Genomic DNA, 11793 nt, shown 5'->3' on the forward strand with positions numbered 1-11793 from the left:
CAGCGCAAACCCGCGCCACACCTGCAGTGCTAGCTATATTTCTTCAGTGTACGCCCCGACGCGGGCCCAGCTTGTGCCACAGCTCCAGGCACAGCACCACGGCCGCCCCGATGACGGCACCGACCGCCACATTGACCAGCACCGTCCCCAGCATGGCGATCACACCGCCCATGGGGGTGATGACGGCACTCACCCAATGCTCGACAGGTGCCATGCCATGCACCAGCAGACTGCCGCCGACCATGAACATGGCTGCGGTGCCGACGACCGACAGGCCGCGCATCAACCAGGGAGTGAAGCCGATCAGGCCGCGGCCCAGGGCCTGAGCCGCTGCGCTGCTGCGGGCCATCAGCCAGCCGCCCACATCGTCCATGCGCACGATGGCCGCCACCAGGCCGTAGACAAAAACCGTGATCGCCAGTGCCACGGCGATCAGCACCGCCGCCTGCTCCCAGATCGGCTTGCTGGCCACCGTGCCCAGGGCGATGGCCATGATCTCGGCCGAGAGGATGAAGTCCGTGCGCACGGCCCCCTTGACCTTCTGCCTCTCGTATTCGACGGGGTCAACATCCCTGGCGCGCGCTGCCCGTACCGATGACGGCGCCACGCCCTGCCGGGCCGCAGCATCGGCATCCACCAGCGCATCCTGCGCAGCGTGCGGCGGCTTTTTGTGCAGCAACTCGAGGATTTTTTCCACACCCTCGAAGCACAGAAAAGCTCCGCCCACCATCAGCAGCGGCGTGATCAGCCAGGGCACGAAGGCGCTGATGAGCAAGGCCGCAGGCACCAGAATCGCCTTGTTCTTGAGCGAGCCCTTGGCCACGGCCCAGACCACGGGCAGCTCGCGGCTGGCACGCACACCGGTGACCTGCTCGGCATTGAGCGCCAGATCATCGCCCAGCACGCCCGCCGTCTTGCCCATGGCCACTTTGGTCATGGTGGCCACATCGTCTGCCGCCGCCGTGCTCTTGGCCGCCGCGGTCTTGGTCATCAAGGCCACGTCGTCCAGCAGCGCCGCGATATCGTCGAGCAGCATCAAAAGGCCGGCACCTGCCATCGCACTCCCCAGTTGGTTTCAATGGCCGCCATCATGCCCGCAAACCGCGCAGCGGCTGAGACAGGCAATTGCCCAGCACACAGGCGCTCGGCACGGCAAAGGCTTTGCAGCGACAATGAACGCCCTCATTGAACGGAAACCCTGTGACCCAAGCCATCGCCCATGCCGAACTGATTGCCAGCTACCGCAAACTCGCCGCAGAGGCCGCCAAGAAGGCGGAGCTGGTCAAGGCCGCTGCGGGCAAAGGCCCCAAGACCATTGCCGCCGTCAGCGCAACCGCGGCCAAAGCCGCCCGTCGCCGTGATGTGATGGGCGCCAAGCTGGCCAAGCTCGGCGTCGTTCTGCCGGACTGAGCCCCGACCGGTCAGCTTTTACTTGCTGGTCTTGAAGCCCTGCGTCGCGGCCCAGGCCGCCACATCGTCGCGGCGTATGGCCGCGGCCATGAGTTGCGGGAAGACATCGGGCGTGCAGGCAAACGAGGGCACGCCCAGGGCCGCCAGCTTGGCGGCCAGTTCCGCGTCATAGGCTGGGGCGCCTTCGTCGCTGAGCGCCAGCAGCGTGATGAACTGCACGCCGGCTTCGACCAGTTCGTTGGCGCGGCGCAGCAGGCCCGACTCCACACCGCCTTCGTAGAGGTCGGAGATCAGCACCAGAATGCTGTTGCGCGGCTCGCTGATCAGGCCCTGGCAGTAGCCGACGGCGCCGTTGATATCGGTGCCGCCGCCCAGTTGCACGCCAAACAGCACATCGACGGGGTCGTCGAGCTTCTCCGTCAGGTCGACCACCGCCGTATCAAACACCACCAGCTTGGTGGCCACGGCCGGAAGGCTGGCCATCACCGCGCCAAAGATGCTGGAGTAGACGACCGAGTTGGCCATGGAGCCGCTCTGGTCGATGCACAGGATCACCTCGCGCTGCGGGCGGCGCGCCTTGCGTCCATAGCCAATCAGCGTCTCCGGAACAATGGTCTGGTACTCGGGCTGCCAGTGGCGCAGGTTGGCGCGTATGGTGCGGTTCCAGTCGATCTCGGCATGGCGCGGGCGACGGTTGCGCTGGCTGCGGTCCAGTGCCCCGGCCACGGCGCTGCGCATGGGGTCCTCGAGCTTTTTCATCAGCTCGTCCACCACCTTGCGCACCACCAGCCGCGCCGTGGCCTTGGTATTCTGCGGAAGCACCGAGCCCAGCGAAATCAGATCCGCCACCAGATGCACATCGGGCTGCACGTTCTCCAGCATCTCGGGCTGCAGCAGCAGCTCGCGCAGGTTCAGGCGCTCCATGGCGTCGCGCTGCATGACCTGCACGACCTGGCTGGGAAAGTACTTGCGGATATCGCCCAACCAGCGCGAGACCGAAGGCGAGGAATTGCCCCGCCCGCCGCGGCGCGAAGCCAGCTTGCTGTCTTCCTCGTACAGCGCGGCCAGCGCCTGGTCCATTTCCTGCAAACGCCCCGAGACACCGCCGCAGCTGGCATCGGCCGGGCCGCCCAGCACCATGCGCCAGCGCTGCAGCCGCGTCGTGGGCTGCAGCTCCTGCTCGTCGATGGCCTTGGTTTCGGTAGCTGCCGTATCGCTCATGGCGTCACTCCGCTAAATTCTTCGGAAACAGGAGCAGCCAACGCTTTCTCCATCAGCGCTGGCGGCAGATCCAGCCCCAGCAGTTCAGCCAGCACGGGCAGTGCCAGCACGGCGCGCGCCTCGTCCCAGGGCGGGTCCTCCTGCGCCGCACCGCCCGCCACGGCGGCGGCAGCACGCACTGCGGTTCCGCCCACGGGCGTGCGCTTGGCCTTCTCGCCCAGGCTCTGGCGCTCATGGTTGCTGAAGGCCGAGAAACTGCGCCGCACCAGCGGCAGGATCTGCGCGAACTGGGCCTCGCCCAACTGCGAGAGCCAGGCATCGACCGCGCCCCAGATGGCCTCGTCGTGCAGCAGCACCAGGGCCTGCTGGTTCAGAAAGCCATCGAGCCAGGCCGCCACATCCATGGGCGCCACGCCCAGCGACAGATTGCGGCCGAACTGGGTCACGATTTCGGCGCTCTCCAGCAGCTGCTCATCCAGCAGCAGGCGGCAGGCCATGCCGCGCAGCAGGGCCGCCGCGGCGTCGCCCATGGCCAGGCTCCTGAGCGCGGCGCGCCAGGCATGGCGCGATTCCTCGGCCTGCTCGACGAGTTCGCCCGAGCCGCGCAGGCGCAGCGCCTCATGGGCGGCCAGCACCTTGGTGCGCATGGCGGCAGCGGCCTCCTCGTCCATGGCCATGCAGGCCACGGGTAGGCCGATGGCGGCACGCAGCACCAGGGAGTCGATCACCGTGGCCAGCAAGGCCGTGTCGGTCTGGCGCACGCTGCCGTAGCGGTGCACATTGGCCAGCGGCGGCAGGGCCTGCAGCAGCTGGGCCACGTCGCCGGTGGTCGCGGCGCGTTCGGCCAGCGTGCCGATCAAGGCCTGGACCAGCTGCGGCAGATCGGCCAGCAGCGCATCGTCGATCGCCTGGGCGATCCGGGGCAGCGGCGTCTCGGGTGTCAGGCTGGCGCGCAGCCTGGCCGTGGCGGCCTGGGCCACGGTGGCGCCGTGCACGCTGGCCTCGATGATGCGCACGGCCAGTTCGGGCTGCCACTGCAGCTGCCAGCTCTCGCGGAAAGTGCCGCGGTTGCGCTGCGCGTCGCGCGCCAGCGCCCCCCAATCAATGCCCAGCAGGCGCAGGCGGTGCAGAAAGTGGCTGCGCGCCAGATCGGTATCCTTGCGCAGGTCCAGCGCCAGCAGCTTGGTCGCCGCCTCGGGCTTGAGGCGCAGCGTCTTCTGCTGCTGTTCGATATCGCGCTGCAGCGGCACCTGTGGCACATCGGCAGGCACGGTGCCGAGCACGTCGCCGACCGTCAAGCCGTCCTCGATCAGGCGCAGCGCTGCCGTCTCGCCCATGCAGATGACGGTGCTGATGGCCTCGTTGAGCTCCTCCAACCCCGGCGAGGGCTGGCCGCGCAGGGCGGCCAGGCTTTCTGCCAGGCGCGTGGCCTCGATGATGTGGGCGCTGGAGCAGTCCAGGTCTTTTTCGCGCAGCAGGTGCGCCACACGCGTGAGCCAGCCGGCCGTGCGCACAGTGCTGGCGGAAACCATGGCCGCCGGCGCCTGCACCTTGTCGGGCGCCGAACACTGCCACAGGTGCGCATACCAGCCCGGCGAAGTGACGCCCGCGCCATAGCCGCTGCTGCTGGCCAGGTTGCGGTAAGTCCAGGGCGCCCAGGTGGCCTGCACCTTGGCCTTGGGCAGGCCTTTGAGCAAGGCGCTGTCGGCCTTGGCCGTCACGTTCTCCTTGAGCGCCGGCACATGCCAGGCACCGCAGACCACGGCAATGCGCTGGTGGCCGGCCTTGACCGCTTCGCGCAGGCACTGGCGCATCCAGGCCTCGCGCAACGCCTCGCGCCGTGCGTGGTGCGCACCACGCCAGTGCTCCCCATGCTCGGCAAACTCTTTGCCGATCTCGCTGCGCACGGCGGTCATGGCCTCGGCAATGCTCTCGAACAGCGCCTCGCTGTCGCCGCGCTCTTCCACCAGACGGTTCCACCAGCTTTCCCCGTCCTCAAAGCCCGCCGCATGGGCCAGCCAGTCCAGAGGATCGCCGGGCAGATGGCGGGCGGCAATCTTCGCCTCGCCATCGAGCTCGACATCGGCAGCGGGCAGGGCTGCCTCCGCATCTTCGCCGCCATCGGCTGCATCGTCCCGGCCGTCGGCTTCGGCCTGCGCCCTGCCAAGCTGCGCACGCCGCTCGGCCTCCAGTGCCATGGCATGGGTCTGCGGCAGATCGAAAAAGCGTACCGGCACCTGGTTCCGTCCGGCCCAGTGCAAGGCCTGCCATTCGGGCGAAAACTCGGCAAACGGATAGAAGGCCGCGTGGCTAGGCTCTTCCTGCCGGTAGACCAGCATGGCCACGGGCGCGCGCAGCTCGGGGCTTTGCAGCATGGGCAGCAGGGCTTCGCCCTCGGGCGGGCCCTCGACCAGAATGCAGTCGGGCTGCAGGCGCTCCAGCACCGCCAGCAGGCTGCGCGCGCAGCCCGGGCCGTGGTGGCGTATGCCAAAGAAATGAATCGAATCAGCGGAAGTGGCCATGGGCTCTATATCGGAAAGTCTGAGTAGGCGACTGCCTTCCAAGCGGCTGGCACAGCCCAGCGAATCGCAGATTCGCGGTTGAGACGAGGCGCATCACCGAAGACAGTAGCAGCGCTACGGCGAGGGGAGGCAACAACGTATCAGGGACTGTGGCAGCCGCTCGCCAAATTACAGCTGTTCGCGGCAGGCGCGGTACAAATCCTTCCAGTCGCTGCGCTCCTTGACCACGGTTTCCAGGTATTCCTTCCACACCACGGTGTCCTGCACCGGATCCTTGATGACGGCGCCCAGCAGGCCCGAGGCCACATCGCCGGCACGCAGCACGCCGTCGCCGAAGTGGCCGGCCAGGGCCATGCCGCTGTTGATGACCGAGATGGCCTCGGCCGTGGACAGCGTGGAGCTGGGTGACTTCAGGCGCACGGTCTTGCCGTCCTCGGTCTGGCCATTCCTCAGCTCGCGGAAGATCTGCACCACGCGGCGCACTTCCTGCAGCGCGGGCGGCTCGGCCGGCAGCTGCAGCGCGCGGCCCTGCTCGGTCACGCGCTTGGTGACGATCTGCACCTCCTCGTCCTGCGAGGCCGGCACGGGCAGCACCACGGTGTTGAAACGGCGCTTCAAGGCGCTGGACAGCTCGTTTACGCCCTTGTCGCGATTGTTGGCCGTGGCGATGACCGAGAAGCCCGGTACGGCCTGGAATTCAGACCCCAGCTCGGGCACGGGCAAGGTCTTTTCGGACAGCACGGTGATCAGGGTGTCCTGAACATCGGCGGGAATGCGCGTCAGCTCCTCGATGCGTGCGATCTTGCCCAGGCGCATGGCGTTGACCAGCGGGCTGGGGATCAGAGCCTTGTCGGAAGGGCCGTGGGCCAGCAGCTGGGCGTAGTTCCAGCCATAGCGCAGCTGTTCCTCGCTGGTGCCGGCCGTGCCCTGGATGAGCATGGTGGAGTCGCCGCTCACGGCCGCCGACAGATGCTCGGACACCCAGGACTTGGCCGTGCCGGGCACGCCATACAGCAGCAGCGCGCGATCGGTGGCCAGCGTGGAGACGGCAATCTCCATCAGGCGCGGATTGCCGATGTACTTGGCGCTGACTTCAAAGCCATGGCTGAGCTTGCCGCCCATCAGATACTGCAGCACCGCCCAGGGCGAGAGCTTCCAGTTGGGCGGGCGCGGACGGTCGTCCACCTTCTGCAGGGCATCGAGTTCTTCGGCAAATTGCTGTTCTGCGTGCTGACGTAGTACTTGGCTCATGGTGTGCTTCGGGATTGAATTCGGAAAACAAATACGACTTACGCAAATCAGGCTCAGGCAAGACGTTTGCCCTATGGGCATGCTTCTTGTGCATCCTTGTTTGCGTAAGTCCTGACAAAGAGGGTTAGTCGCTCAGCGCGGCATGCAGGGCCACGCGCAGATCGACACAGCGGTTGAGTTGCGCCAGCACGCGCTCGTCGTCCCAGGGACGCAGGCGCGCACGCTCCAGCCTGGCCTGCTGCTCGGGCGTGAGCGCAATGCCGCCGGCGCTGTCGGTTGCGGAATCCAGATCGGCTGCGGTGGCTGAGGGCTTGCGCCATAGCCGGGCTAAACGCGGCAATACCGCGGCATGCAGCCGGCGCGCACAGGCCAGCAAGGCCTGGTCGGCCTGCCAGCTATGCCAGCTGCCGGTGACCTGCTTGCCGCCCAGAGCCTTGTCCAGCTCATCCATCAGCCGCTCGGACATGGACAGCGAAAACTCGCCGACCGCGGGCATACCGCTTTCGATGGCATTGATGCGCTCGATCAGCGTGCCCTTGGCCTGCTGCAGCTGTGCCTGCCAGAGCGCTTCGCGCTGCTCCTGGCTGAGCTGGTTGAGCAGCGCAGGCAGCAGCGACTCGACCCGCGCATCGCGGTCCATGGTCTGCAGCAGCGCAATCCAGCGCACATCGTGCTGATCGCGCAAGGCGGCCAGCCAGCCCTGGCGCAGCGCCGTCTTCCAGTCGCTGCGGCGGCTCCATTCCCACAGCTGCTCGGGCGTCATGCCCAGCGTGTCGATCCAGAATGCGACGGGTGCCTGTCCCACCATCTGCTGCAGCCACCAGGCTTTCACGCCCTTGATATAGGCCGGCGGCTGCAGCGCGATGCCGTCGCGCTCCCAGTCCTTGCTGCCTTCCTCGGGTGGCTCGATCTGCCACTCGCCCTTGGCGTTGCGGCTCAGCATGGCTTGCAGCCAGCCGGTGATGCGCTGGCTGTGGCCGCTTTGCGGCAGGCGCGACAGCAGGCGGGCCGCGTTCTCGCGCACCTCCTTGCTGCGGTCGCCCAGCAGCTTTTCCAGCAGCGGCTCGTCCGCCATGGACAGGCCTGTCTCCAGCGTCATGACCATGGGCGCCCGCTCCTTGGCGCTCAGCTCCTTCAGGCTGGCTTCCAGCCTTGCGCGGGCCTGGGCCGGGCCGCTCCGGCGCTCACCGTGCAGCAGGGCAAGGCGCTGATCGATGGAGCCCTCCTGCCAGACCTGCTCGGGGTCGGCCGTTTCCTCTACGCCGCCGGCGTAGCTCCATTGGGGGTTGAGCGCCGCCAGCCAGCGCCCGCGCTCTCCCAGCACGGGCGTGAGCCAATGGCGCAGGGCCACGGACTGGCGCCCCTGCTCCAGCGCCTGCGCCAGCAAGCCATGGGGCAGGCGCTGTCCGGCACCATCCAGGGCCGCGAACATGGGGGCTAGCAGATCCTGCGCGCCATCCCGCAGTACCTCGCGCATCAGCGCCTGCAAATGCGGGCTTTCCGGTGCCGGGCGCGTCTCGGCCGGCACAGGTGCAGGTGCCGGTGCGAGCGGCGCCAAAGTCTGGCTCCGCCCCTGGCCAGCAAGCCAGCCCGCGCGTTCCAGCACGGCCGCGACGCCGCTGGCGCGCAGCAGTTGCAGTGCCGCAGCTTGCCCTGTACCCGCGCCGACAGAGACCGCCAGCGCGGTCTGCAGCGCCTGCTGGCTGGCCGGTGCTGTGCCGTCCGCGCCTTGCGTGAAGATTTGCGGCAAGGGCAGGCGATCCACGCCCACCATGGCCGATTGCTGCAATGCAGCCCAGATTTGTGCGCTGCTCATACGTTTTCGCTCCGGTGCTGCCAGATGCATTGCAATACGCCCGCAGCATCGGCCTGCCAGGCACTGAGAAGACGCCAACACCCGACATGGCCCCGGCCCGGCTCCCACTCGCCAAACAGCTGCATGGGCGCAGCGCCCGTCAGTGCCAGCAGGTGCCAGGCTTCGTCGTCGGCAATCAGGGCCGGAACCTGGCCGGACGCCACGCCGTCCTGTGCGGGCCAGACCGCCCACCACTGCGCCTGGGCAAACTGCAGCTGTACCTGCGCACACCACAGCGGCTGTGTCGCCTGCAGCGGATTGCCCGCCACGCGCTGCGTCAGGTCGGTCAAAGCGGCGGCTGCCACCGCGATATCCAGGGGCGCAGCCTGCTCCATCAGTGCCTCGGCATGACCGCCCGCAAGCAGAGCGCGCAGCGGTGCCCGGCCCGGATAGAAGTGCAAAGCGCAGCGGTAGGAACGCCCCACTAGCCAGGCGGTTTCAAAGCCGCGCCCGCCCTGTGCGTAATCGAGCACCAGAGCCGCTCTGCCGCTTTGCCGGCCCTGCAGCCAAACCCGGCGCTCCATCAGCCGGCCTTCGCGCTCGATGGTGCGCAGGCCGACCACATGCCATTCGTCGGCCACCGGCTCGCCCAAAGCCAGCACCTCGGCCTTGTCCATGGGCCAGCCCAGGGCTGCCATCACATCTGCCCTGACCGGTGCAGACAGCGATTCGCGGCGCTGCACGGCATCGACCAACAGTTGCCAGTGGCCCAGCCGTGCCAGCAGGTCGCGCGGCCAGGCGGGATGGCTGTCCACCAGCTCCCAGGCCTCCTTGATGCGCACCGACATGCCGCCGGCCTGCGCATCCACCATGCGCGCGGCCATGTTGTTCCACTGGGCACGGGCCTGGTTGTCGCCGGCCAGATTGGCCAGGCCGTTGCGCACCATGTCCTGCATCCACAGCGACAGCTCCTGCATGCCTGCGGCCACCTTGTCCCAGCGCTTGTCTTCACGCCTGGCCTGCTGTCTGGCCGCGGCTTCGGGGTCGGCAGGTGCGGCTGCAGCGGCCTTGGCCTCTTTCTTCTCGGCCTTGTCCTGCCGTCCCAGCAGCCAGCTGCTTACCCACTCGGGCGGCTCGCCGCCTTCGCTCACCTGTCCGCCCGCACGCAACAGCATCAGCGCCAGGCCATGCTTGCAGGGAAATTTGCGGCTGGGGCACGAGCACTTGAAGGCCGGACCGCTGAAGTCCACCTGCGTCTGATAGGGCTTGCTGCCGCTGCCCTGGCACTCGCCCCAGACCGCGGCTTCGTTGCTGCCCGTGCTGGGCCATTTGCCGATGGATTGCAGCCCTTTGGCCGCCTTGCTGGATGCGGCGTCCGGCGACAAGGCCAATACCTGTTCTTCAGTTGCTAACACACGCGACAAAGATATCCCCTGTTGACGACGCTATCCATCGATCCGATCAAAACCGGCGGCCTGCAGCCGCTCGCCCACGACATTCAGCGAATGATATAAAAATAATAGCGTATTGCAGGCAGCAAATGAGCGCGCCAGGAGAAAAACGCTGCTTACCCAGCGCATGCATGCCCTTCATGCTTGTGGCGGCCACCGGCCCTTAGCCGCGCACCGCCTTCAGAAAGCGGAAGCCTCCGCCCGCCGTCTGCAGTCCGTCGCGCCGGCGCTGAAAATAGCGGGCGTTGATCTGCGCCGCGTCCAGGTCCTCCTGCACCGACCAGCCCAGCGCCTGCAGCCGCGCGTGCAGGGCCTCGGGTTCATAGTCGCTGAGCCAGGGCTCGCCCATGGCGGCAAACGCCTTGGCCGAGTACTCGGCCATCATGCGCTCCAGCGGCGCCAGCAGATGGTTGCCGACGCGGTAGTCCAGCACCAGCACGCTGCCCGCCGCCATCCTCGCCGCATCGCGCATCACGGCCTCCACGGCCGCTGGCGCAAGATAGGGCGTGACGCCCAGCCAGGCGATGCAGGCGGGCCTGCATAGGTCGAAACCGGTCGACGCCAGCGCGTCGCTCGGGCTCTGGCACGACAGATCCGCAGCCACCCAGCGCGGCGCCTGTGCAGCCAGTCGGGCCGGCAGGGTCTGGATGCGCGCACGCTTGGCCTGCTGCATGGCGGGCCGGTCCACCTCGTATACCTCCAGCCGCCCCGGCCAGGGATTGCGCAGCGCCAGCGTGTCCCAGCCGGCGCCCAGGACCACATACTGGCGCACGCCCTGGGCCACGGCGGCATGCAGCGCATCTTCGGCATAGCGGCTGCGCGCCACGATGCCCGCGCGCATGGTGCGGCTCATGGGGTCGTTGAGCGAAAACGGGTCCTCCCTCAGTGCCCGGGCCAGAGCGGGCTCCAGAATGTCCAGCGCATGCGGATCGTGCAGCACGGCGGGCTCGTCCAGCAGACCGTGCACGGCGCGCAGCATGGCCATGCGCAGCGCCGAAGGGCTGGTGTCCGGCCCCGGGTCGGCCGGGGAAATGGCGGGAGAAGCAGAGGATTGATGGTGCATGCGGCACTCCTGGTGAAGCAGAAGTCCGCACTCTCAGGCCTCACGCTAGGTGAGGGTCAAGCCCCTGTGTCGTTGCCGGCGTCGCCGATGCGCTGCACCAGCGCGCGCATCTCGGGGGTGACCGGATGGCCGTGCTGCAGCAGGGGCTCGCTCGCATAGGCGCGCACAATCGCGGCCTGCAGCTGCGGATCCTGCCCGGCCATGCGCGCCAGCAAGGCCTGCCACTGCGCGAGCAGGTGGCGTGCCGCCGGCTGGCGCACCTCGGCCCCCTGATCCAGCAGGCTCTGCGCCCGGGCGGCCCATTGCTGCCACCGGGCCGACAGGCCGGCATCCAGGCGCATCAGCTGCTCGGCATCCAGGTGGCGCCGCAGGGCTTCCATGCGCAGCGCAATGGCCCGGCCTATGTATTGCAGCGTGGCCGGCGCAATGCCCTGATGCCGGGCGGTTTCCGGTGCCTGCTCGTGCATGCGCGCCCACCGCAGCGCCAGAGCCAGGTTGCCGCGCGTCAGCCGCATGGACTGGTCCATCCATTGCTGAGCCAGACGCTGCAGCTGCGGAGCATCGGCAGCTGCCCCGGCCCGCCGCAAGGCCTCGACCTCGGCGATCAGCGGCTGCCATTGCGCACACAGCTGCTGCCAGCGCCGCAGCATGGAGCGCAGTTCACGCGCCGAGAAATGGGCACTGAAGGCCGGCAGCAGCTCCAGCAGCCGCTGCCAGGGAGCGGCCTCTGCGGACGCCGCCTCGTCCAGCGCAACGGTCTGCAGCAGCAGTGACAGCTGCTCGCGCACCTGCCGGCTGCGGGCAATGGCCGCGTCGACCTCGCGCAGCTGGGCTTCGATCTGCTGGAGGGGTGCGCCTTCCGGCACCGGCTGGGCCAGCATCTCGGCGATGCGGGCCAGGCCGAAACCCAGATCGCGCAGCGCCTGCACGCTTTGCAGGCGCCGCACGTCGGCGGGTGCGTAGAGGCGGTAGCCCGCTGCCGAGCGGGCAGACGGCGTGACCAGGCCGATCTGGTCATAGTGGTGCAAGCTGCGCACCGTCAGCCCGGTCTGGCGGGCCAGTTCACCGACCTTCAGCACG

At 68.1% G+C, this 11793-nt stretch carries 9 protein-coding genes; 1 reads left to right on the forward strand and 8 read right to left on the reverse strand.

Features of this window, described 5'->3' with window-relative positions; all coding sequences use genetic code 11:
• Positions 1 to 43: 43 nt before the first annotated feature.
• The gene (locus tag AB6724_RS11640; protein WP_369338685.1) at positions 44 to 1057 is read right to left on the reverse strand and encodes a DUF808 domain-containing protein; all 1014 of its coding nucleotides are present in this window, start codon (positions 1055 to 1057) and stop codon (positions 44 to 46) included.
• 143 nt (positions 1058 to 1200) lie between these two features.
• Here AB6724_RS11640 and AB6724_RS11645 point away from each other — a divergent pair, with 143 nt between their 5' ends.
• On the forward strand, positions 1201 to 1410 hold the full coding sequence (locus tag AB6724_RS11645) for a hypothetical protein (protein ID WP_369338686.1): 210 nt from the start codon (positions 1201 to 1203) through the stop codon (positions 1408 to 1410).
• Between the two features lie 18 nt (positions 1411 to 1428).
• On the opposite strand, the gene AB6724_RS11650 is transcribed toward AB6724_RS11645, so the two are convergent.
• The 7 genes from AB6724_RS11650 to AB6724_RS11680 form a co-directional block, all read right to left on the reverse strand.
• Positions 1429 to 2631 carry a VWA domain-containing protein gene (locus tag AB6724_RS11650; RefSeq protein ID WP_369338687.1) on the reverse strand — a complete coding sequence of 401 codons (1203 nt, stop codon included), beginning with the start codon at positions 2629 to 2631 and terminating at the stop codon, positions 1429 to 1431.
• Entirely contained in the window at positions 2628 to 5153 is a 2526-nt protein-coding gene (locus AB6724_RS11655) for a DUF5682 family protein (RefSeq protein ID WP_369338688.1), read from the reverse strand. The genes AB6724_RS11650 and AB6724_RS11655 overlap by 4 nt, the downstream gene beginning before the upstream one ends.
• Positions 5154 to 5321: 168 nt before the next feature.
• Entirely contained in the window at positions 5322 to 6404 is a 1083-nt protein-coding gene (locus tag AB6724_RS11660; RefSeq protein WP_369338689.1) for an ATP-binding protein, read from the reverse strand.
• A 124-nt stretch (positions 6405 to 6528) separates the two neighbouring features.
• The gene (locus tag AB6724_RS11665; RefSeq protein WP_369338690.1) at positions 6529 to 8220 is read right to left on the reverse strand and encodes a DUF5691 domain-containing protein; all 1692 of its coding nucleotides are present in this window, start codon (positions 8218 to 8220) and stop codon (positions 6529 to 6531) included.
• Positions 8217 to 9584 (reverse strand): SWIM zinc finger family protein, encoded by a 1368-nt coding sequence (locus AB6724_RS11670; RefSeq protein ID WP_500683333.1) that lies wholly within the window; start codon positions 9582 to 9584, stop codon positions 8217 to 8219. Before AB6724_RS11670 ends, AB6724_RS11665 begins: the two co-directional genes overlap by 4 nt.
• Before the next feature lie 229 nt (positions 9585 to 9813).
• Complete coding sequence (locus AB6724_RS11675) at positions 9814 to 10713, reverse strand: class I SAM-dependent methyltransferase (RefSeq protein WP_369338692.1); 900 nt, start codon at positions 10711 to 10713, stop codon at positions 9814 to 9816.
• A gap of 56 nt (positions 10714 to 10769) precedes the next feature.
• Positions 10770 to 11792 carry a MerR family transcriptional regulator gene (locus AB6724_RS11680; RefSeq protein ID WP_369338693.1) on the reverse strand — a complete coding sequence of 341 codons (1023 nt, stop codon included), beginning with the start codon at positions 11790 to 11792 and terminating at the stop codon, positions 10770 to 10772.
• Between the last annotated feature and the right edge of the window lies 1 nt (position 11793).

Origin of the sequence: Comamonas guangdongensis (assembly GCF_041079535.1) — a bacterium.
Taxonomy (GTDB): domain Bacteria; phylum Pseudomonadota; class Gammaproteobacteria; order Burkholderiales; family Burkholderiaceae_C; genus Comamonas; species Comamonas guangdongensis.

Coding starts and splice junctions, on each gene's coding strand:
- AB6724_RS11675 (WP_369338692.1), bottom strand. CDS start 10,713: ATGCACCATCAATCCTCTGCTTCTCCCGCCATTTCCCCGGCCGACCCG.
- AB6724_RS11640 (WP_369338685.1), bottom strand. CDS start 1,057: ATGGCAGGTGCCGGCCTTTTGATGCTGCTCGACGATATCGCGGCGCTG.
- AB6724_RS11660 (WP_369338689.1), bottom strand. CDS start 6,404: ATGAGCCAAGTACTACGTCAGCACGCAGAACAGCAATTTGCCGAAGAA.
- AB6724_RS11655 (WP_369338688.1), bottom strand. CDS start 5,153: ATGGCCACTTCCGCTGATTCGATTCATTTCTTTGGCATACGCCACCAC.
- AB6724_RS11650 (WP_369338687.1), bottom strand. CDS start 2,631: ATGAGCGATACGGCAGCTACCGAAACCAAGGCCATCGACGAGCAGGAG.
- AB6724_RS11665 (WP_369338690.1), bottom strand. CDS start 8,220: ATGAGCAGCGCACAAATCTGGGCTGCATTGCAGCAATCGGCCATGGTG.